Raw genomic sequence first — 20,724 nt, 5'->3', positions numbered from 1 at the left:
CGCAGCGGGTGGCCGGGCAATCGGTCATCAGCTCCAGCCTGAATACCGCCATCAATGGCGGCAGCTTCAAGGACAACCTGACCAATGCGCTGCTGGCGAACATCGGCAGCCAGGTGCAGGCCGAGGGTGCCAATCTGATTGGGGATAACGGCGAAGTCCTGGGCGCGGCCGGGAAGTCAGTCAGTCATGCGGTTGTGGCGGGCATCGCCGCGGAAATCGGGCGCGGCGACGGTAAAGGGGCTGCTGCCGGGGCGCTGGCGGCGGAGCTGGCCGGCGTCGTTATGCAGAGCACGTTGTTCGAACCGGCCAATCTCAACGAAAAAGAACGCCAGCTCTACCGTCTGCAGGAGGCGCTAAACGGCAATGAAGTAAAAGAGCAAACGGCACGAGTGATCGGGGCTTTGACCGGGGCGTTGACAACGCATACACCGGAAGGCGCCTACAGCGCTGCGGACAGTGCACAGTCGGTTTATCGCTACAACATGACCGAACATATGTTGATGCAGTATGCGCTGGATAATCAGAAAGACATTCTGGCCGCTGATAAAGGCGATGTTGCTGCGGCAAAACGTGTTGTGGCTCGCCGAGAGGCTGCCGCAATAGTGGCGACCGTCGGTGGTGGCGGTCTGGTACTTACTGCGGGGGGGATGACGTTGGTGGGCGCTGCGCCAGAATTGGTTCTGGCTGCAAGATTGGCGATTGCCGGTTGCAAAACCAACCCCGCGCTTTGCCTGAACCAAGCCGGTATTTATGCGGCAGATATTGTTGCACCTGAGGCCATCATTGGTACGGGAGCCGTAACGACCGGCAGCACATTGATTTTGGGTAAAACCGAAGACAGCGTGAGGAAGTTGAGCCGACAGCTGGTGAACGCTTCCGATGAACTATACAAAACAAAAACGTTCAACACTCAGCCGGTTGCCGATTTTATCAAAGGAGAAACGGCAGCCGGGATGAATTTGTCGACTAAAACGGCAGATTATCTGCGGGACATGCAGAAAGCTAACACTAACCAGTTGGTCAAGGTGTTTGATCCGAAACAGAACGAAAGTAAGCTAAACGTGTTTGGTCAGCAGTTCGAGCAGGTATTAGGTGAGGGCGGCAGCAACAAGCAAGGTAATACAAAAGTGTTTGCCACTGAGAATTTATCGAAACAGGCGATCTTCGATTATGCGCAATCTCTTACCGGAGGGAAACCATTAATAGAAGTCAGAAAAGATGCACTATGGACGGTGGTTTTAAATGAAAAAACAGGTGAGAAATTAACTCTTAGGAGTGTGTCAAGTAGCCAGGAAGATACCAAAGCACGTTGGACGATTGATATCATAGATAATGAACAGCTGAATGCGCTTCAAGGTAAAGTGAAAAAAAGAGTAGAAATCAAATTTCGATGAGGGCAACCATGTTGTATAGCGATGATCAATACAAACTGTTTAGTGAAGAGTTGGACGGTGCTTCCATTGGAACCGTATGGTCAGCTATGAGAGCTGATAATTTTGATAGGAATACATTGTCCTACGAAGAAAAGAAAAACTATTTTTTCGAATTAATTCATCACCTTATGGCTGAAGGAAGAGTAAGGTTAGGCAAACATGGCCAATTCCTTGAGGGAGACATTGAAGAACAGGTAACACATTACAAAGCTGTATTCCCTAAGACAGAAGAGGAATGGAAAACAAAAAATGAAGACATTTGGTTCTATGAAGAGGAATGCCCTGGTGGCCTTGTCTGGATTCATGAAGACGGCTACCAAGATTGGACGTAGTTACTGATACTGTTAGTGGCGTGATAAGCTGTTAACCGGTAATAAAAAACCCGCAAAAGTGGGTTTTTTATTACGCAGTAATAAAAATAATGTGTTTATTTTATTGGTGTTTTAAAATGATTCGGTTTGCAATATATGCACATTGCAGAAGTATTCGCTTTGATAATGAATATGGCGCATATATCGCTCTGCAATATCTACGATGAAATTGGGTTTTTATCGTCCCCGCCCCGTAACCCGCAATACCAACCCCACCACCAACAACGCAGCGCCCGAGGCATAGAGCGGGAACCAGCGCGTCCACCAGAGCGGGGAAAACAGCGGGGTGCTGTTGGGATCTGCAGGCGCGTAGCCGCTGTAGGTATTTAGACCGGCGGCGATGGCGAGCATCGCCAGGCCGATAAAAAGCAGCAGGTTTGAGACGGTTGTCATGGCATTTTTCCTTTGTAGAGGCAGAGGGTAACTCTTACTATCACTATTAATTATTTTTCGATTAATTATATTGGAGAATGTTACTTATTTTCGTATTCATCAGGTTGTTTCCTGACGATAAAATAGCATGCCTTAATACTAGCCAATTATTTTCCAATAAAAAACCCGCCTGGGCGGGTTTTCTCTTTTTTCTCGCGAATTGTCACTTCACCAGCGGCTTATCATTGGGAGTTTTGAACTTCGCCAGATATTGCGGCTGGAAGATGCACATGCGGAGCACGGTGCGGTATTCGCCGTTGACGAAGAACTCGTCGATCAGCTCGCCTTCCACGTTAAAGCCCAGCTTGCTGTAGATGTGGATCGCCTTCGGGTTCTCCTTATCGACGATCAGGTACAGCTTGTACAGGTTCAGCACCGAGAAGCCGTAGTCCATCGCCAGGCGGGCGGCGGTGCTGGCGTAGCCTTTGCCCTGGTGGGCGGGATCGATGATGATCTGGAACTCAGCGCGGCGGTGGATGTGATCGATCTCCACCAGCTCCACCAGGCCGACCTTGGCGCCTTCGTGCTCGATGATAAAGCGGCGCTCGCTCTGATCGTGGATGTGTTTGTCGTAGAGATCGGAAAGTTCGACAAAGGCTTCGTAGGGTTCTTCAAACCAATAGCGCATAACGCTGGCGTTGTTGTCCATCTGGTGGACGAACGACAGATCGTCCCGTTCCAATGGGCGTAACCTGACGCTGGCAGTGCTGGACATGTGGGCTCCTCTGTGCCGTGAAATTGTGCAAAGTATAACTTCACAGAATGGATGAAGGCGAAAAAAAACGGCGCCGCGTGGGCGCCGTTTAGGCAAGGTTCAGGCTGCGCGCATCAGTCGGCGGCGTGCCCCTGCTCAGGCAGGCGTTCGCCGTCCAGCCAGGCGGCGCCGTCGCGCATCGCCAGGCGGCCGTCGACGAACCAGCTCACCACCAGCGGATAGATCGTGTGTTCCTGGGTTTGCACCCGTTCAACCACGTCATCCTCTTCATCGTCAGCGAAAATCGGCACCTTGGCCTGCAAGATCACCGGGCCGCCGTCGAGGTGTTCGGTCACGAAGTGCACCGAGGTGCCGTGTTCGCTGTCGCCGTTGTCGATGGCCTGACGATGCGTATGCAGCCCCGGGTATTTCGGCAGCAGGGAAGGGTGAATGTTCAGCATGCGACCGGCATAGCGCTGCACGAACTGCGGGCTGAGGATGCGCATGTAGCCGGCCAGCACCACCAGATCGGGCTGATGTTGGTCGATGGCGTCCGCCAGCGCGGCGTCGAACGCCGTGCGATCGGCGTAAGCCTTGGCATCCAGCGCCTGGGCGGCGATGCCCGCCGCTTCGGCGCGCTGCAGGCCGTAAGCCTGCGCCTTGTTGCTGAATACCGCCACGATCTCGGCGGCGATGCGGCCCTGCTGGCAGGCGTCAATCAGCGCCTGGAGATTGCTCCCCTGGCCGGAGACCAACACCACGATCTTTTTCATCAGTTGATGACCACTTGTTGTTCGTCGGAAGAGGCAGTCAGTTTACCGATTTTCCACGCTTTTTCACCTGCCGCGGTCAGCAGCGCGATGGCCGCTTCCACTTCGGCTTCCGGCAGGGCGATGACCATGCCTACGCCGCAGTTGAAGGTGCGGTACATTTCATGACGGCTGACGTTGCCGGCCTGCTGCAGCCAGGTGAACACCGCCGGCCACTGCCAGCTGGCTTCGTCGATCACCGCCTGCATGCCTTCCGGCAGCACGCGTGGAATATTTTCCCAGAAGCCGCCGCCGGTGAGGTGAGCGATGGCGTGGACGTCAACCTTCTCGATCAGCTCCAGCACGGACTTCACGTAAATTTTGGTCGGCGCCAGCAGGTGGTCGGCCAGCGACTTGCCTTCCAGCTGGGTGGCTGTCGGGTCGGTGCTGCTCACTTCCAGGATCTTGCGCACCAGCGAGTAGCCGTTGGAGTGCGGGCCGGAAGCGCCCAGGGCGATCAGCACATCGCCGGACTGCACTTTGCTGCCGTCGATGATCTCGGATTTTTCGACTACGCCGACGCAGAAACCGGCCACGTCGTAATCTTCGCCGTGGTACATGCCCGGCATTTCAGCGGTTTCGCCGCCCACCAACGCACAGCCGGACTGCTTGCAGCCTTCGGCGATGCCGGTGATCACGCTGGCCGCAGTGTCTACGTCCAGTTTGCCGGTGGCGTAGTAGTCGAGGAAGAACAGCGGCTCGGCGCCCTGAACCACCAGATCGTTGACGCACATCGCCACCAGATCGATGCCGATGGTGTCGTGGCGTTTCAGATCCATCGCCAGACGCAGCTTGGTGCCCACGCCGTCGGTACCGGAAACCAGCACCGGCTCGCGGTATTTCTGCGGCAACGCACACAGGGCGCCAAACCCGCCCAGACCGCCCATCACTTCCGGGCGACGGGTCTGTTTAACTACACCTTTGATGCGATCTACCAATGCGTTGCCTGCATCGATATCGACACCTGCGTCTTTATAGCTGAGAGAGGTTTTGTCGGTCACTGCGCGATTCCCCACGACGGTTTGCGGTTTGAAAACTGTGCTTCCGATGTTGATTCCGGAATAAGGCGCGGCAATTCTAACAGCGCAGGCAATCGTTTGCGAGCGGCTTGTGAACCGGCTCCGCTTTTTCGTCATCTATACTGATATTCAAACTTTTGTTGATCCCGATCGGGCTATTGTGGGTGGCGCAGCGAAAAAAAGGAGGTATAATCCCGCGATTTTTTTGGCCGCAACCACCTTAATAGGAGAAAAATGATGAAGATCGTTGAGGTGAAACACCCGCTGGTAAAACACAAGCTTGGCCTGATGCGCGAAAATGACATCAGCACCAAACGCTTCCGTGAGCTGGCCTCAGAAGTGGGTAGTTTACTGACCTATGAAGCGACCGCCGATCTGGAGACGGAAAAAGTCACCATCGAAGGCTGGTGCGGGCCAGTTGAAGTGGACCAGATCAAAGGGAAAAAGATTACCGTAGTACCAATCCTGCGTGCCGGTCTGGGCATGATGGAAGGGGTGCTGGAGCACGTGCCGAGCGCGCGCATCAGCGTGGTGGGCGTATACCGCGACGAAGAAACCCTGGAGCCGGTGCCGTATTTCCAGAAGCTGGTTTCCAACATCGAAGAGCGCATGGCGCTGGTCGTCGACCCGATGCTGGCCACCGGCGGTTCGATGATCGCCACTATCGATCTGCTGAAGAAAGCCGGCTGTCACAGCATCAAGGTGCTGGTTCTGGTCGCGGCGCCGGAAGGCATCGCCGCACTGGAGAAAGCGCACCCGGACGTTGAACTGTACACCGCTTCCATCGATCAGTGTCTGAACGACAAGGGCTACATCGTGCCTGGCCTGGGCGATGCGGGCGACAAGATATTTGGTACCAAGTAAACATTTGAGCCGACTTAATGAGTCGGCTTTTTTTTGACTAAAACCTATAAAACCAATAAACCGAGGAAAAACACACATGACCCGTCGCGCCATCGGCGTCAGCGAGCGCCCGCCGCTGCTCCAGACCATTCCGCTCAGCTTCCAGCACTTGTTCGCCATGTTTGGCGCCACCGTGCTGGTGCCTATCCTGTTCAAGATCAACCCGGCGACCGTGCTGCTGTTCAACGGCATCGGCACGCTGCTGTATCTGTTCATCTGTAAAGGCAAGATCCCGGCCTACCTCGGTTCCAGCTTCGCGTTTATCTCGCCGGTGCTGCTGCTGTTGCCGCTCGGTTATGAAGTGGCGTTAGGCGGTTTCATCATGTGCGGCGTGCTGTTCTGCCTGGTGGCGCTGATCGTGAAAAAGGCCGGCACCGGCTGGCTGGACGTGATGTTCCCGCCGGCGGCGATGGGGGCGATCGTCGCCGTCATTGGCCTGGAGTTGGCGGGCGTGGCGGCCAACATGGCGGGGCTGCTGCCGGCGGAAGGCGCCAGCGCCGACTCGACCACCATCACCATTTCGCTGGTGACGCTGGCGGTCACGGTGCTCGGCTCGGTGCTGTTCCGCGGCTTCCTGGCGATTATCCCGATCCTGATCGGCGTGCTGGTGGGCTATGCGTTGTCATTCTTCATGGGCGTGGTGGATTTGACTCCGATCCGCGAGGCGCACTGGTTCGCGCTGCCGACCTTCTACACCCCGCGCTTTGAGTGGTTCGCCATCTTCACCATTCTGCCGGCGGCGCTGGTGGTGATCGCCGAGCACGTTGGCCACCTGGTGGTGACCGCCAACATTGTGAAAAAAGACCTGATCCGCGATCCGGGCCTGCACCGTTCGATGTTCGCCAACGGCATCTCGACGGTATTCTCCGGTTTCTTCGGCTCCACGCCGAACACCACCTACGGTGAGAACATCGGCGTGATGGCCATCACCAAGGTCTACAGCACCTGGGTGATCGGCGGCGCGGCGGTGCTGGCGATCCTGTTGTCCTGCATCGGCAAGCTGGCGGCGGCGATCCAGGCGGTGCCGGTGCCGGTGATGGGCGGCGTTTCGCTGCTGCTGTACGGTGTGATCGGCGCTTCGGGCATTCGCGTGCTGATCGAGTCCAAAGTGGACTACAACAAAGCGCAAAACCTGATTTTAACCTCGGTGATCCTGATTATCGGCGTGAGCGGCGCCAAGGTGCATATCGGCGCGGCGGAGCTGAAAGGCATGGCGCTGGCGACCATCGTCGGCATTGGCTTGAGCCTGCTGTTCAAGGTCATCAGCCTGTTTCGCAAGGAAGAAGAGGTGCTCGACGCGCCGGACGAACCGGCAGAGCAGAAGTAACGAAAAGGGCAGCCCAGAGGCTGCCCTTTTGACTGATGGCATTCGCCTCAGCTGCGAATTTTGCGGTACACGAACAGCACCACGATGGCGCCGATAACCGCCACCACGAAGCTGCCGAAGTTGAAGCCGTCAACCTTGCCGTAGCCGAAGAAGGTGCTGATATAGCCGCCGACCACGGCGCCGACGATCCCCAGCACGACGGTCAGAATAAAGCCGCCGCCGTCTTTGCCGGGCATGATCCACTTAGCCAAAATACCGGCGATCAGGCCGAAGATAATCCAGGAAATAATCCCCATTTACTGCTCCTTTCTTTTGTGGCTGAGAATAGCTTACTGCTGGGTGGCTGGCTGAGTCTGAGTATTGCCGTTCACCGCCGCATCGGTCTCTTGTTTCAACTCTTGCGCTTTGTTTTCGGCGCTGTTCTTGATGGCTTCGGTCTTGGCCTTGGCCTGCTCGGTCAGATCGTTGGCGCCGTTGATGGCGTCGTTTTTGATGGCCTTGGCCTGATCCACCAACTGCTGGCTCTGCTTGCCGGCGTCATCTTTGATCGCGGCGGCCTTGGCCTTGGCGTCGTTGGTGATGGCGTCCGCCTGCTTGGCGGCGTCTTCTTTAATCGCCGAAGCTTTGTCCTTCAGCTGGTCAGCCTGCGTGGCGGCCTCTTTTTTGATTTCATCCGCCGTCGCTTTCGCCTTGTCCGTCAGATCGTCCGCTTTTTTCTGGGCGGCGTCTTTCATCTGCTCGGCGCTGTCTTTGGCTTTATCCAGGTTGGCGTCAACCTTGGACGAGTCATCACAGCCGGCAACCAACAACCCGATAAAGGAGGCCAACAGCACTTTATTCCATACTTTCATCGTCTATATCCTTGCAGAAACCTTGTTGATGGTGATTGCGTTTAGCCTACCTATACTAGGCCAGATTTGGCTTAAATGACAAATTTAACCTGCGCAGGCATGGGGTTAGGGAATGATATCGGATAATTCTTGCCTTGGCGGGAGCCGCAGCCAATCAAGCGGCGCTTAGGCATTGTTCACTATTGCGGCATAAGATCCTGCCGGTTCAACAGCGCCCGTTTTCTGTGTTAAACTGCCCACGTTTTTCTGCCAGTTTTGGTTGAGGTGCTTCTCTGAATACGCCGGCACAGCTTTCACTGCCACTTTATCTTCCCGATGATGAAACTTTCGCCAGTTTTTATCCGGGCGAGAACCCATCCCTATTAGCCGCGATCCAATCCGCCGTCCGTCAGGAACATGGCAGCTATATCTATTTCTGGTCGCGTGAAGGTGGCGGGCGCAGCCATTTGCTGCATGCGGCCTGCGCCGAGCTTTCGCAGAAGGGGGAAGCGGTGGGCTATGTGCCGCTCGACAAGCGCGCTTACTTCGTGCCTGAAGTATTGGACGGCATGGAACAGCTGGCGCTGGTCTGCATCGACAATATCGAATGCATCGCCGGCGACGAAGAGTGGGAGATGGCGATCTTCAACCTTTACAACCGCATCCTGGAAACCGGCCGCACCCGTTTGTTCATCACCGGGGATCGCCCGCCGCGTCAGCTGAACCTGCGTTTACCGGATCTGGCTTCGCGTCTGGACTGGGGGCAGATCTACAAGCTGCAGCCGCTGTCGGACGAAGAGAAGCTGCTGGCGCTGCAGCTGCGCGGCAAACTGCGCGGCTTCGAACTGCCGGAAGACGTGGGCCGCTTCCTGCTGAAGCGGCTGGATCGCGAGATGCGCACGCTGTTTATGACCCTCGATCAGCTCGATCGCGCCTCGATCACCGCCCAACGCAAGCTGACCATCCCGTTCGTTAAAGAGATCCTGGGGCTGTAGCCGCTACCGTAAAAGAAAGGGCGCAATAGTCCGCGCCCGAATTCGAATTTACAAAATCTCCAGCACCTGCTCCGGCGGCCGGCCGATGCGCGCCTTGCTGCCTTTCACCACGATCGGGCGTTCGATCAGTTTCGGGTTCGCCGTCATCGCCGCCAGCAGTTGCTCTTCGCTCAGGCTGTCGTCCGCCAGCTTCAATTCCTTGTACAGATCTTCTTTTTTGCGCATCAGATCGCGCGCCGATGTGAAGCCCAGTTCTTTCAATAGTTTTTTCAGCTCATCGACCGTAGGGGGCGTATCGAGGTACAGCACCACCTTGGGATCGACACCGTGCTGCTCCAGCAGCGCCAGGGTTTCACGGCTCTTGGAGCAGCGCGGGTTGTGGTAAATCGTGACGTTTTTCATGGCGTTCATTCCTTGTTGAATCAGCTGCGCTGGTATTGGCGGAAGCGCTGTTGCAGTTGGCGCAGCTGGTCGATGCGCGCATCGTAGCGCGCCTGTTTCAGGCTGCCGAGTTTCTGCAGCGAGCTGGCATTGCTGAGCAGGCCGATGGCCTGATCGAGCCGGCCGGTCAGCGCCAGGCTTTCGGCGCGGGCCGACAGCTCTTCATCGCGCAGCCCCTGAGCGGCGCTGGCCTGCGCCAGCAGATCCCAGCCGTTCGGATCGTCCGGATGGGCAAAGGTGTAGCGGTTCAGGATCTTCGACGCCTGCGCCGGCTGGTTGCCTTCGACATAGGCGTTGGCCAGATTGAGCTGCAGCACCGGGTTGTTGTTCTGGGCGGCGTTGGCCGCCTGCAGGCGGGCGATGGCCTGCGGCGCGCGTTTCTGACCGAGATCGATGTCGGTCATCAGGTCGATCAGCCAGACGTTTTTCGCATCCTGCGCCAGCATCGGCTGAATGATGTTGCGCGCGTCGTCGTATTTTTTCGCTTCATAGAACAGAATGGCGCGGCCGTATTTGGCGGCCGCCTGTTCGCGCACGTTGCCCTTGCTGAGTGAGCCGAGCAGCTCTTCGTTCAGGCCGTAGCCTTCCGAGCTGTACATGCCCAGGGCGCGCACCTTGGCCATCAGGTAGTCCTGCGAAGACTGCACGATGTGTTTCGGCATCTGGTTGGCGCGGTTGCGCGCGTCGGAGAGGCGGCTGTCCGGCAACGGGTGCGTCAGCAGCATTTCCGGCGGCTTGGAGGCGTAGCGCGACTGATCCGAGAGTTTCTGCAGGAAGTCGGGCATCGCTTCCGGATCGAAACCGGCGCGCTGCAGCACCTGAATGCCGATGCGGTCGGCTTCCTGTTCGTTCGATTGGGTAAAGCTGATCATGCCTTGCTGGGTGCCGGCCATGGTGCCGCTCAGCGCCGCCATGCCCATGGTCGGGTTGGCCATCGCCAGCAGAATGGAACCGAGTGCGCCCACCCAGGTCAGCGGGGCGTTGCGCTGCTGATCTTCCATGGCGCGCGCCAGGTGGCGCTGGGTGACGTGCGAGATTTCGTGCGCCAGCACCGAGGCCAGCTGGCTTTCGTTGTCGCTGACGCGAAACAGCGCGGAATGCAGCACCACGTTGCCGCCGAAGAAGGCGAAGGCGTTGATTTCGTCGTTGCGCACCAGATAGAAATGGAACGGCGTGCGCACCGAATAGGCGCTGGCCACCAGCCGGTTGCCCAGCTGATTGATGTACTGGCTCAGCAGCGGATCGTTGATCAGCGGGGCGCTGGCGCGCAGTTGGCGCACATAGAAATCGCCCATCGCCAGCTCTTGTCCGATGCTCAGGGTGCCGCCGGCGGAGGTGCCCATATCCGGCAACTGGTCCTGGCTTTCCGCCTGTGCTGGCGCCAGGGCGGTGGCGTTCAGCGTGCTGAGCAGCAGCACCGCTAACGCGGTTTTGGTCAACCGGTTGGTCATAGTCAGGCGTTTCCCTTAAATAATCATTTCTAAGACGTCAGCAGCAGACAAGAGTTCTTTATTCCCGCGGCGCAATCCGCGCGAAAGTGCGGCGGCTCACAAACCGCGGCGGCGGCACCCATCACATCATAGTCAGCCGCAGGCGACAAGGAAACGTTAGCCGAGCGCGAATCGAGCAAAAAAGTTTTATTTTTCATTTTGAAGGGCGCTTTTTCGTCGCTGGCGACATGCATTTTGAATTGAACGCGGACAAAGTTGATCCGTGTTTTATTGACAGGATAAACGCAGACTCATATAGTCTGCGTTATTGAAGATTCACTGACGGTCGAAAACGGACATATGGCGTACATCACAACCAGCGTTGAATATGGCATCCACTGCCTGCTGTGGCTGGTCGGCGATAACCAGCGCGCGCTCAGCAGCCGCGAACTCGCCGAGCTGCAGGGCATCTCCCCCAGCTTTCTGGCCAAGATTTTTCCCAAGCTGGAAAAGGCGGGGATCGTCGCCGCCAGCGAAGGGGTGCGCGGCGGTTACCGGCTGGCCCGTCCGGCGGACGAGATCAGTTTTCTGGAAATTATCGACGCCATCGAGGGGCACAAGCCGCTGTTCGATTGCCAGGAGGTGCGCGGGCGCTGTGCGGTGTTCGATGATTCCCCGCCGGATTGGGCGGTCTCCGGCAAATGCGCTATCCATGCGGTGATGCTGCAGGCGGAGAAGGCGATGCGCGACGCACTGGCGGCGCAGACCCTCGGCGACGTCGCGGCCCGCTTTGGCCGCAAAGCGCCGCAAGGCTTCTTCGGTGAGGTCAACCTCTGGCTCGACGAACGCATGACGGAACGCACCGCGCGCAGCGGCAAAACGGCGCGCGCCAAAACCTAAGCTCCGCCTTTCCTTAAAAAAGCGAAACACACTTTTTCCCGCCTCTTCGGAAGGGGCGGGCGGGCCTTCTGCACCCTGTTACGGGAGCGGAACGGCATCGTTCATCCGAAAACACTGCGGGCACGCCTTATCGCCCGGTTAACCCTGTATGAAGGAGTCATCCCATGACGCAGAAAATAGTGATTGCCGGTTCCGGTTTTGCCGGTTTTTGGGCCGCCGTATCCGCCATGCGCGCCATTACCCTCGCCGGTAAGCATGACGATATCGAGGTGCTCATGGTCTCGCCGACCCCAACGGTCACCATCCGCCCGCGCCTGTATGAAGCGGTGTTGGAAAACATGAACCCGGACATTTCCGCGCAGCTCGCCGCCGTTGGCGTGCGACACCTGGCCGGGGTTGTTGAGCGTATCGATGCCGCTGCTAAAACGCTCACGGTGGCGCCGACGGCGGGGGAACCCCTTGAGTTGGCCTACGATCGTTTGGTGTGGGCCACCGGCAGCCGGCTGTCCGTGCCTGCGGTGCCGGGCTTTGCCGAATACGGTTTCAACGTCGATACGCTGGAAAGCGCTCAGCGTTTGGGCGCCCATATCAATGCGCTGGCGGCCAAACCTTCGACGCCTGCGCGCAACACTGCCGTGGTAGTGGGCGCGGGGCTGACCGGGCTGGAGAGCGCGGCGGAGATGCCGCAGCGGCTGCGGGATGCGCTGGGCAAAGACGAGAACGTGCGCGTGGTGATCGTCGATACCGCGCCGGAAGTAGGCGCGGGGATGGGGGTAGAGCCGGGGGCGGTGATACGCCAGGCGTTGGCGGAGTGCGGCGTGGAAGCGCGGGCCGGCCTGCGCGTCTCGGCCATCGACGCTGAGGGAGTGATGCTGTCGAACGGTGAGCGTATCGCTGCCAACACGGTGATCCTGGCGGCGGGCGTGCGGGCGCATCCGCTGACCGAGCAGATCCCTGGCGAGCGCGACGGCAGCGGCCGGGTGATCGGCGATGCCTTCCTGCGCGCGCCGGCGGCGGCGGGCATTTTCGTGACCGGCGATACGGTGAAGGCGGCGACCGACGATCTCGGTAATCACAACCTGATGACCTGCCAGCATGCGATGAGCCTTGGCCGCGTGGCCGGCCACAATGCGGCGGCGGAGCTGGCGGGGTTGCCGACGCATCCGTACAGCCAGCCGAAGTATGTGACCTGCCTGGATTTGGGGCCCTGGGGCGCGCTCTATACCGAAGGCTGGCAGCGCCAGGTGCGCTTTACCCGCCAGGAAGGCAAAAAGATTAAGCAGGAGATCAACACGCAGTGGATTTATCCGCCGGCGGCGGATCGCGAGGCGCTGTTCGCCATCGCCAATCCGGATTTCGTGATTGTGCCTTAAGGTCGTCAAAACGGGAGCGGCAACGTTCCCGTCCTCATTTTCCCAACGGCAGGAACGAGCGTTCCGGCACCACGGTTTTCATCACCAGCGTGGAGCTCAGGCGTTGCACGCCCGGCAGGGCGGAGAGCTTCTCGTCGTAAAGTTGCTGGAAGGCGGGCAGATCGCGGGCGATAACGTGCAGCAGATAGTCGGGATCGCCAAACAACCGCTGTGCTTGCACCACCTGGGGAATGTCCACCATGGCGTTTTCGAAGGTTTCAACGGCGCGGCGATCGCCTTCGCGCATGGTGACGAACACCAGAGCGGAAAAGTTATAGCCCAGGCTGCCGGGATCGAGTTGGGCGCGGTAACCCCTGATCACCCCAGACTCCTCTAATGCCCGCACCCGGCGGTGACAGGGAGACACGCTCAAACCGATCCGCTCGGCCAGCTCGGTCACCGACAACCGGCCGTCGGTCTGCAATTCAGCAAGAATCTTGCGATCAATCTTATCCATTTGGAAAAATTTCCCCGTTTATGCCGATTTAAGGCAAGTAATTGAAAGCACATTTTAACGTCATGAGGATATTCTTGCCATCTGTTGAACGGTTTTGACGGCCCCCGCGGCAGGCGGAGGCCGTTCTTCTTCCACGAGGAAAGCGCAATGGTTCTCTGTTCGGTGTGGCGCGGTGCGTTTGAGAGGGCGCCGGCATGACGCTCGCTCTGTTCGCCGCGTTTTGGGCGGTGTCGATTTTGTTGGTGATCACGCCGGGTATGGATTGGGCCTATGTGATCTCGGCGGGTATTCGCGGTCGGGTGGTAGTGCCCGCCGTCGCCGGTTTGCTGTTTGGCCATTTGTTGATGATTGCGATCGTGGTGGCGGGCGTCGGCGCGCTGCTGGTCGGCAACCCGCTGGCGCTGACGGCGCTCACCCTGTTGGGGGCGGCTTACCTCTTGTGGATCGGTTTCAACATGCTGTTGCACCCGCCGGTGCCCGGCGCCGGTGAAGATCAGCGTTCTGATTCCTGGCTGCGCTGGGCCGGCAAAGGCGTGTGCGTCAGCGGGCTGAACCCCAAGGTGTTTCTGCTGTTTCTGGCGCTGCTGCCACAATTTACCGACACCCGAGCCGAATGGTCGGTGCCGATGCAGATGCTGGCGTTGGGCGTCGTGCATTTGATCAGCTGCGGCCTGGTGTATCTGCTGGTGGGGTTTGGTTCGCAGTCGGTGCTGCGCACGCGTCCGCAGGCCGCAAAGGTGGTGGGGCGCATCTCCGGCGCGGCGATGATCGTCATCGCCCTCGGGCTGCTGGCCGAGCAGGCGCTGAAATAGCATTACCGTCGGTAGATGTCCGGCCGGGCGATCTGCCAGACAAAATCGGGGCGGTTGATGGCCGAATAGCCCACTTTCTCATAGAGCCAGGGGGCGGTGCTGGTGACCAGCATGACTCGCCTCAGCGTCGCCATCAGCGGATGGGCCTGGCAACATTCCGCCAGCCACAGGCCCAGCCCGCTTTTTTGGAATGTTTCCAGCACGTACACGTCGCACAGATAGCCGAAAGTGGCGTAATCGGTGATCAGCCGGGCGAAACCGATTTGCCTGGCGCCGTGATACAAACCGAAACACAAGCTGTGGGCGAGGGACTGGCGAACGGTTTCTTTATCGATTCCTTCCGCCCATGACGAACGGGTCAGAAAAGCGTGGATGGCATCGAGATCCAGCAGGGCGGGATCGGTGCTGACGAGATAGTCCGCACGCTGCCACTCCAGTGGGGCAGGGGTTGTCATGATGGCTCTTCTCCTGTGCAAGCGTTCAGGTCAGGGTCGCCGTTCAGGCGTGCAGTTCGGCGACCGTCATGGTGAAAATCAGCGTGTCTTCGCCTTCGTTGGCGTACCGATGTGGGCCGTCCGTTTTGGCGACCGCCGAACAGCCCGGCGCAATCATGAGCTCGGTCTGTTCGACGGCAAGGCTCAAGACGCCTCGCTCAACGTGCAGCAGCTCGAAGGTGCCCGTCGGGTGGCCGCCCGATGCATAGGCTTCCCCCGGCGCCATTTCCCACCGCCACAGTTCTATCATGTTCGGGCCTTGGGTGCCCGCGAGCAAACGTGCCGAGCCGCCGCGATCGCCATGCCACAGCGTGGGAATATCTTGGCTTTCAATCAGGTAGGCGGCGGGCGCGCGGGTGACGTTGACGATGTCCGCCACCGACAGGCCCAGCGCCGCCGCGAGCTTGCACAGGATGGCGATGCTGGGATTGGCGCCAGGGGGTCAGAACCCGGTTGAGCGCCGAGGCCGAGCGGATGTGGTTCATCCTGGAGAGCCTGCCGGCGATGCCGTTGGCGGCGCTGCACGAGGCGGGCGACGAATTGATTGCCGGTTTACGGCAAATGATGCCCGGCGTCACGGTAGAGCAACGGCTCATCGGCCGCGCCTCGTAACAGGCGTCAGCACTGGCGGCGAACCAAACCGGTGATCAAATCCAGCGCGTCGTCCGCCGCCGCGATTTCGCTTTCGCTGAGCGCCTGCCGTTCGATGAAGCTCTCGATGGCTTCCAGCAGGGAGAAGATGCTGATTTCATCTCCTATCTTGACGACTTCGCAAATGCCACGCCCGATCGCCAGACAGATGGCTTCATCAAATTCACACGGTTTGCTGTTCATTTTTCCCCCTACGGCATTTGGGATTATATCGGCCATGCTACCGGTTTTTTCCCGGTGGCTGTCTGACGAAAATCCCATTTTTTCGTTGATGCTGACGGGCGCGCGATCGCGGGCATTGGCGAAATTCTGATTTCCTCACCGTGGCCAAATTTCCCTTGTGACCACCGTGCCGGCGCGGTATTGTCGCCAAATGACGACAATACCGCCTCATTGTCCGCATAAAAAATTCATGACGTTATCATCCCTTCATCCCGCTGCCGTGCGGGATTTTTTTATGAGGTTTATCCCAAAGTGCGGATAACCTCGACGCGATCGCTTGCCATGTTCTGGGAATAATCCTAGCTTGAAATAGTCATTTAGGGTTAGCAATCCCTCATGACCTCCTTGTAACACTTGATGCACCAGAACGTTTTCTCCCCCGCTTAGGCGGGGGTTTTTAATGACGTGCATCGGAAAAGGCCGTGAACGTAGAACCGACAGAGTTCGTGACGATAACCAGTTTAAGCATCAGGGGACGGGACAATGAAAAATGATCTGGCGGCGGCGATCGCGATTGGCTGTGTGTTGTTGTTCGCATTGGCGGTCGGTTCGCCCCTTTCTGTCGCTACTTCGCTGTAATCTTCCGCGGCCCCGTTCGGGGCCGCTCATCGAGCCAGTCGCCGCGTCTGCGGATTTTTGCGTCGATCGTCTGCCCGCGCGATAAAATCAGCCAGATCGCTGTTGATGTATGGCGAACTTTGAGTACTCTGAGTGCTTTGTACATCCCGCGTGCGCCCGTTCTATCTATGCTTTAATCAGGCCCATCACAGGAATCGCCATGCCCGCCCGCCAAATCTCAAGGAGCCCGCTCTGATGCTGGAGATGTTATTACAGTGGTACCGCCGCCGCTTCACCGATCCTCAGGCCATCGCGCTGCTGGTGATCCTGGTTGCCGGGTTCCTTATTCTCTATTTTTTGCACGGCATTCTGACCCCGTTGCTGGTTGCCATCGTGCTGGCGTATCTGCTCGAGTGGCCGACCGCGCGCCTGCAGCGCATCGGCTGTTCGCGCACCTGGGCGGCGAGCATCATGCTGCTGGTGTTCGCGGGCGTCGCCATGCTGCTGGTGTTCGTCGTCGCGCCGACCGCCTGGCAGCAGGGCATCAATCTGATGAGCGATCTGCCGGGCATGCTCAATCAGTTCTATAACTTCGCCGCGACGCTGCCGAAGCGTTATCCGGCGCTGGTGGATGCCGGCATCATCGACATGATGGCGGAAAACCTGCGCAGCCGGTTGTCCGGTATGGGCGAATCGGTGGTGAAATTCTCGCTAGCGTCGCTGGTCGGCCTGCTGACGTTGGCTATCTATCTGATCCTGGTACCGATGATGATGTTCTTCCTGCTGAAGGACAAAGAACAGCTGCTGAACGCGGTGCGCCGCGTGCTGCCGCGTAATCGCGGCCTGGCGGGGCAAGTCTGGAACGAGATGAATCAGCAGATCACCAACTACATTCGCGGCAAAGTGCTGGAGATGGTGATTGTCGGCGTGGCGACTTACCTGGTGTTCGCCGTGCTGGACATGCGCTACTCGCTGCTGCTGGCGGTGCTGGTGGGGTTCTCGGTGCTGATCCCCTACATCGGCGCGGTGCTGGTCACCATACCGGTGGTGGTGGTGGCGCTGTTCCAGTGGGGCGTCGGCGCCGATTTCTGGACGCTGATCGTCGCCTACCTGGTGGTGCAGGGGCTGGACGGCAACCTGTTGGTGCCCATTTTGTTCTCCGAAGCGGTCAACCTGCATCCGCTGGTGATTATCCTGTCGGTGATCGTGTTCGGCGGGATGTGGGGCTTTTGGGGCGTGTTTTTCGCCATACCGCTGGCGACGCTGGTGAAGGCGGTGATCCATGCCTGGCCGGATGAACTGCGGGTCGAGGTGGAAGACAAGGCCGACTGACAGGGAAGAAACGAAGCGCAGCAGGCCGCTGCGCTTCGTGAGAATTACTGCTGCAGGTAGTTCAGAACGATGTCGTGGTGATTGGTGGTTTTGAAATCATCAAACACTTTTTCAATCTTGCCGTTGGCATCGATCAGGAAGCTGATGCGGTGAATGCCGTCGTAGGTCTTGCCCATGAAGGTTTTCTCGCCCCACACGCCAAACTGTTGTGACACCTGATGATCTTCATCAGACAACAGCGTGAAGTTGAGCAGCTCCTTTTCGGCGAAGCGCGACAGTTTTTCCGGTTTGTCGGTGCTGATGCCCAGCACTTCGACGCCGACCTTTTTTAATTCGTCCATGTTGTCCCGCAGGCCGCAGGCTTGCACGGTGCAGCCCGGCGTCATCGCCTTCGGATAGAAATAGACCAATACTCGCTGTCCCTGGAAGTCGGCCAAATTAATTTCCTCACCGTCCTGGTCAGGCAAACTAAATTTCGGCGCTGTGTCACCGGCTTTCAATGGGCTCATCACTACTCTCCATCTTTCTCGTCATGCTGTGGATAGTTCACCACGCTAATACTGCCTTGCGCGTTCAATTCTGTACATAGGCGATGGAAGGCTTGCTCAATATTTGAGGCGTCCCGATCGCCGGAGCTGTGGGCGGTAATTTGGATATACAGCTGCGGCGGCAGGTCGCCGTCCGCCGGCTGCGTGCGCGAGACCAGTTCGGCGATATTCATCTGGCTGGAGTCGAACAAATCGGTAAAGCGTTCGATGATGTGCGGCGAGTCCTTCACTTCCACCTGCACCCACACCGTGGCCGGCATCGGCGGCCTTTCGTGCGAGTTTGTGCGCTTCATCACGATCAGCAGATCCAGCTCCGCGCCTTTTTGCGGCAGGGTGGATTCGATCAGGGTGATGGCGTTCCAACTGCCGGACAGCAGCATGATGAACGTGAACTCCTCTCCCAGCATGGCCAGACGGCTATCTTCGATATTGCATCCGCAACTGCTGACGTGGCGGGTGATGGTATTGACGATTCCGGGGCGGTCGGCGCCGAGCGCGGTAATCACGAGATAGTGTTCGTCTGACTGAGGCAAAATAGCGCTTCCTGTCGTGCTTAATGGGGTTACCATGGTAAACATAAAAAAAACCGCCTGCCAAGCGCTTACAACGCGGTTGTGCGCTTGCTTTTGGATAGGCAGCAAAAGTACCATGAGTGACTTGTTTGTGGAGGGGACGGCCAATGTTTACGGGAAGTATTGTTGCACTGGTTACGCCGATGGACGACAAAGGTGCTGTCGATCGCGCGAGCCTGAAAAAATTGATCGATTATCATGTAGCCAGTGGCACCGCGGCGATCGTTTCCGTAGGGACCACCGGCGAGTCCGCAACGCTTGCCCATGACGAGCACGTTGACGTGGTGCTGCAGACGCTGGAGTTGGCCGACGGCCGCATTCCGGTGATCGCCGGCACCGGCGCCAACGCCACCGCCGAAGCCATCGCGCTCACCACTCGCTTCGCCAACACCGGCGTGGTGGGCTGCCTGACGGTAACGCCGTACTACAATAAGCCGACGCAGGAAGGGCTGTATCAGCACTTCAAGGCGATCGCCGAGAGCACCGAACTGCCGCAGATCCTGTATAACGTGCCTTCGCGCACCGGCTGCGACATGCTGCCGCCGACCATCGCTCGGCTGGCGAAAATCAAGAATATTGTTGCTGTAAAAGAAGCGACGGGGAACTTAAGTCGCGTTAGTCAGATCCAAGTGCTGGTTGACGATGAAGATTTCATTTTGCTGAGCGGCGACGACGCCAGCGGGCTGGACTTCATGCAACTGGGCGGCAAAGGGGTGATTTCCGTGACGGCCAACGTGGCCGCGCGCGAGATGGCGCAACTTTGCGCGCTGGCGGCGCAGGGCAAATTTGCCGAAGCGCGCCGCTTAAATCAGCGCTTGATGCCGTTGCATCAGGATCTATTTGTAGAAGCAAACCCAATTCCGGTGAAGTGGGCCTGTAAGGCGTTGGGATTGATGGCAACCGATACGCTGCGTCTGCCGATGACGCCATTGAGCGAAGCCGCCCGCCCGGTGGTGGAGCGCGCGCTGAAAAGCGTCGGTTTGCTGTAACTCTAAGGGAAATTTGATGGCTTATTCATTGCAAAAGTCGACGGTAGCAAAAGTAGTGGGCATCTCATTGGTGATGATGCTGGCAGCCTGCAGCAGCGATCAGCGCTACAAGCGCCAGGTCAGCGGCGACGAGGCCTACCTCGACGCGGCTCCGCTCAAGGCGCTGAACGCGCCGTCCGGCATGATCCTGCCGGTGCAGAGCGGCAACTATGACGTGCCGGCCACAACGGTGCAAGGCAACGTCGGCAAGCAGCTGGACATTCGTCCGCCGGTGCAGCCGTTGGCGCTGCTGAGCGGTTCACGCGCGCAATACGCCGGCGACAGCGGCACGCTGCTGCTGGAAAACAGCCCGCAGAACCAGAACCTGTGGTCGCGCGTGGTCAGCCTGCTGCAGGCGAAGAACATCGCGATCGCTTCCCGTCAGGACGCCGGTCAGACCCTGACCACCGACTGGGTGAAGTGGAACCGTTTGGACGAAGACAACCAGTACGAAGGCCGTTATCAGATCAGCGTGCAGCAGCAGGGCTATCAGCAGGCGCTGGTGGTGAAAAGCGTTGGCCTGCAGCAGCAGGGCAAGACCGAACAGGTGACCGATCAGTCTGAGGTCCAGCGCTACAACGGCATGATGATCAACACCCTGATCGAAGGCCTGGACAAGCAGGATAACCTGGCGAGCTCCCAGACGGCCAGCCGTTTCGGCGCGCTGGACGTGCAGAGCGGTGCCGATGATACCGGCCTGCCGATGCTGGTGGTGCGCGGCCCGTACACCGTCGTGTGGGATCGCCTGCCGCCGGCGCTCGAAAAACTGGGGATGAAAGTGGGTGACCGCAGCCGTCCGCAGGGCACCGTCGCCGTGACTTACAAGTCCCTGAGCAGCAGCGATTGGGATGCGTTGGGCGTCAAGGATCCTGAACTGACGGAAGGCGATTACAAACTGCAGGTCGGCGATCTCAACAACCGCACCAGCCTGCAATTCATCGATCCGAAAGGCAAACCGCTCACCCAGTCGAAAAACGACGCACTGGTGGCGGCATTCCAGTCAGCCTTCAGCAAAACCAGCGTTAACTAATCAAAAAGGGGCTTCGGCCCCTTT

24 protein-coding genes and 2 pseudogenes are annotated in these 20,724 nt (G+C 58.4%); 12 read left to right on the top strand and 14 right to left on the bottom strand.

Going from position 1 to position 20,724, the window contains the following annotated elements; all coding sequences use genetic code 11:
• Together GT753_RS24665 and GT753_RS24660 are read left to right on the top strand one after the other, a co-directional pair.
• The coding region (locus tag GT753_RS24665) for a DUF637 domain-containing protein (protein WP_174242183.1) at window positions 1-1,394 on the top strand (1,394 nt) is incomplete at its 5' end.
• An 8-nt stretch (window positions 1,395-1,402) separates the two neighbouring features.
• Window positions 1,403-1,765, top strand: a complete 363-nt coding sequence (locus GT753_RS24660; RefSeq protein ID WP_015378722.1) for a DUF596 domain-containing protein — start codon at window positions 1,403-1,405, stop codon at window positions 1,763-1,765.
• Between the two features lie 216 nt (window positions 1,766-1,981).
• Here the strand turns inward: GT753_RS24660 and GT753_RS24655 are convergent, their stop codons facing one another.
• The 4 genes from GT753_RS24655 to purM all read right to left on the bottom strand — a co-directional run bounded on the left by GT753_RS24655 (window position 1,982) and on the right by purM (window position 4,740).
• A complete protein-coding gene (locus GT753_RS24655) occupies window positions 1,982-2,197 on the bottom strand; it encodes a hypothetical protein (RefSeq protein WP_015378721.1) in 216 nt (71 codons plus the stop codon).
• A 202-nt stretch (window positions 2,198-2,399) separates the two neighbouring features.
• The gene (gene speG, locus GT753_RS24650) at window positions 2,400-2,951 is read right to left on the bottom strand and encodes a spermidine N1-acetyltransferase (protein ID WP_004941631.1); all 552 of its coding nucleotides are present in this window, start codon (window positions 2,949-2,951) and stop codon (window positions 2,400-2,402) included.
• Between the two features lie 113 nt (window positions 2,952-3,064).
• Entirely contained in the window at window positions 3,065-3,703 is a 639-nt protein-coding gene (purN, locus tag GT753_RS24645; RefSeq protein WP_160126076.1) for a phosphoribosylglycinamide formyltransferase, read from the bottom strand.
• The gene (purM, locus tag GT753_RS24640) at window positions 3,703-4,740 is read right to left on the bottom strand and encodes a phosphoribosylformylglycinamidine cyclo-ligase (RefSeq protein WP_160126075.1); all 1,038 of its coding nucleotides are present in this window, start codon (window positions 4,738-4,740) and stop codon (window positions 3,703-3,705) included. Before purM ends, purN begins: the two co-directional genes overlap by 1 nt.
• Before the next feature lie 255 nt (window positions 4,741-4,995).
• On the opposite strand from purM, the gene upp reads away from it, so the two are divergent.
• Both upp and uraA read left to right on the top strand, forming a co-directional pair.
• Entirely contained in the window at window positions 4,996-5,622 is a 627-nt protein-coding gene (gene upp, locus GT753_RS24635; protein ID WP_004941642.1) for a uracil phosphoribosyltransferase, read from the top strand.
• Between the two features lie 76 nt (window positions 5,623-5,698).
• Entirely contained in the window at window positions 5,699-6,988 is a 1,290-nt protein-coding gene (gene uraA, locus GT753_RS24630; protein WP_004941645.1) for a uracil permease, read from the top strand.
• Between the two features lie 47 nt (window positions 6,989-7,035).
• Here uraA and GT753_RS24625 read toward each other — a convergent pair whose 3' ends face one another.
• Both GT753_RS24625 and GT753_RS24620 read right to left on the bottom strand, forming a co-directional pair.
• The gene (locus GT753_RS24625; RefSeq protein WP_004941647.1) at window positions 7,036-7,284 is read right to left on the bottom strand and encodes a GlsB/YeaQ/YmgE family stress response membrane protein; all 249 of its coding nucleotides are present in this window, start codon (window positions 7,282-7,284) and stop codon (window positions 7,036-7,038) included.
• Between the two features lie 33 nt (window positions 7,285-7,317).
• Window positions 7,318-7,839 carry a hypothetical protein gene (locus GT753_RS24620; RefSeq protein WP_015378718.1) on the bottom strand — a complete coding sequence of 174 codons (522 nt, stop codon included), beginning with the start codon at window positions 7,837-7,839 and terminating at the stop codon, window positions 7,318-7,320.
• A gap of 272 nt (window positions 7,840-8,111) precedes the next feature.
• Here GT753_RS24620 and hda point away from each other — a divergent pair, with 272 nt between their 5' ends.
• Window positions 8,112-8,813: a DnaA inactivator Hda gene (hda, locus tag GT753_RS24615; protein WP_025159568.1), complete on the top strand. Its 702-nt coding sequence runs from the start codon at window positions 8,112-8,114 to the stop codon at window positions 8,811-8,813.
• Window positions 8,814-8,861: 48 nt separating this feature from the next.
• On the opposite strand, the gene arsC is transcribed toward hda, so the two are convergent.
• Together arsC and GT753_RS24605 are read right to left on the bottom strand one after the other, a co-directional pair.
• Entirely contained in the window at window positions 8,862-9,215 is a 354-nt protein-coding gene (arsC, locus tag GT753_RS24610) for an arsenate reductase (glutaredoxin) (protein ID WP_015378717.1), read from the bottom strand.
• A gap of 20 nt (window positions 9,216-9,235) precedes the next feature.
• Entirely contained in the window at window positions 9,236-10,705 is a 1,470-nt protein-coding gene (locus GT753_RS24605) for a M48 family metallopeptidase (protein ID WP_004941664.1), read from the bottom strand.
• 339 nt (window positions 10,706-11,044) lie between these two features.
• Here GT753_RS24605 and GT753_RS24600 point away from each other — a divergent pair, with 339 nt between their 5' ends.
• Window positions 11,045-11,584, top strand: a complete 540-nt coding sequence (locus GT753_RS24600; protein WP_015378716.1) for an Rrf2 family transcriptional regulator — start codon at window positions 11,045-11,047, stop codon at window positions 11,582-11,584.
• A gap of 164 nt (window positions 11,585-11,748) precedes the next feature.
• Window positions 11,749-12,957, top strand: a complete 1,209-nt coding sequence (locus GT753_RS24595; RefSeq protein ID WP_076741113.1) for an NAD(P)/FAD-dependent oxidoreductase — start codon at window positions 11,749-11,751, stop codon at window positions 12,955-12,957.
• Between the two features lie 34 nt (window positions 12,958-12,991).
• Here GT753_RS24595 and GT753_RS24590 read toward each other — a convergent pair whose 3' ends face one another.
• On the bottom strand, window positions 12,992-13,453 hold the full coding sequence (locus GT753_RS24590; protein WP_021504394.1) for an Lrp/AsnC family transcriptional regulator: 462 nt from the start codon (window positions 13,451-13,453) through the stop codon (window positions 12,992-12,994).
• Between the two features lie 194 nt (window positions 13,454-13,647).
• Here GT753_RS24590 and GT753_RS24585 point away from each other — a divergent pair, with 194 nt between their 5' ends.
• Window positions 13,648-14,265 carry a LysE family translocator gene (locus GT753_RS24585; protein WP_021504393.1) on the top strand — a complete coding sequence of 206 codons (618 nt, stop codon included), beginning with the start codon at window positions 13,648-13,650 and terminating at the stop codon, window positions 14,263-14,265.
• 2 nt (window positions 14,266-14,267) lie between these two features.
• On the opposite strand, the gene GT753_RS24580 is transcribed toward GT753_RS24585, so the two are convergent.
• Window positions 14,268-14,720, bottom strand: a complete 453-nt coding sequence (locus tag GT753_RS24580; RefSeq protein ID WP_049242895.1) for a GNAT family N-acetyltransferase — start codon at window positions 14,718-14,720, stop codon at window positions 14,268-14,270.
• Window positions 14,721-14,763: 43 nt separating this feature from the next.
• Window positions 14,764-15,192, bottom strand: a pseudogene (locus tag GT753_RS24575) (cupin domain-containing protein); the annotation flags it as partial.
• Between GT753_RS24575 and GT753_RS24570 the strand changes: the two are divergent.
• Window positions 15,177-15,371 (top strand): annotated as a pseudogene (locus GT753_RS24570) (hypothetical protein); the annotation flags it as partial. The pseudogenes GT753_RS24575 and GT753_RS24570 overlap by 16 nt on opposite strands.
• 6 nt (window positions 15,372-15,377) lie before the next feature.
• Here the strand turns inward: GT753_RS24570 and GT753_RS24565 are convergent.
• The gene (locus tag GT753_RS24565; RefSeq protein ID WP_021504389.1) at window positions 15,378-15,593 is read right to left on the bottom strand and encodes a hypothetical protein; all 216 of its coding nucleotides are present in this window, start codon (window positions 15,591-15,593) and stop codon (window positions 15,378-15,380) included.
• Between the two features lie 852 nt (window positions 15,594-16,445).
• On the opposite strand from GT753_RS24565, the gene GT753_RS24560 reads away from it, so the two are divergent.
• Entirely contained in the window at window positions 16,446-17,522 is a 1,077-nt protein-coding gene (locus GT753_RS24560; protein ID WP_004941690.1) for an AI-2E family transporter, read from the top strand.
• Between the two features lie 44 nt (window positions 17,523-17,566).
• Here GT753_RS24560 and bcp read toward each other — a convergent pair whose 3' ends face one another.
• Together bcp and GT753_RS24550 are read right to left on the bottom strand one after the other, a co-directional pair.
• Window positions 17,567-18,031 (bottom strand): thioredoxin-dependent thiol peroxidase, encoded by a 465-nt coding sequence (gene bcp, locus GT753_RS24555; RefSeq protein WP_015378709.1) that lies wholly within the window; start codon window positions 18,029-18,031, stop codon window positions 17,567-17,569.
• A gap of 2 nt (window positions 18,032-18,033) precedes the next feature.
• Entirely contained in the window at window positions 18,034-18,639 is a 606-nt protein-coding gene (locus tag GT753_RS24550; protein WP_369783268.1) for a glycine cleavage system transcriptional repressor, read from the bottom strand.
• Between the two features lie 110 nt (window positions 18,640-18,749).
• On the opposite strand from GT753_RS24550, the gene dapA reads away from it, so the two are divergent.
• Both dapA and bamC read left to right on the top strand, forming a co-directional pair.
• Window positions 18,750-19,631 (top strand): 4-hydroxy-tetrahydrodipicolinate synthase, encoded by an 882-nt coding sequence (dapA, locus tag GT753_RS24545; protein WP_029988781.1) that lies wholly within the window; start codon window positions 18,750-18,752, stop codon window positions 19,629-19,631.
• Window positions 19,632-19,647: 16 nt separating this feature from the next.
• A complete protein-coding gene (gene bamC / locus GT753_RS24540) occupies window positions 19,648-20,700 on the top strand; it encodes an outer membrane protein assembly factor BamC (RefSeq protein ID WP_160126074.1) in 1,053 nt (350 codons plus the stop codon).
• Window positions 20,701-20,724 lie beyond the last annotated feature (24 nt).

The sequence above is a fragment of the Serratia sp. Z4 genome (genome assembly GCF_009900725.1).
Lineage (GTDB): Bacteria > Pseudomonadota > Gammaproteobacteria > Enterobacterales > Enterobacteriaceae > Serratia > Serratia nematodiphila.
The sequence above is the reverse complement of the archived record's forward strand: the minus strand, read 5'-3'. Positions and strand labels throughout refer to the sequence as shown.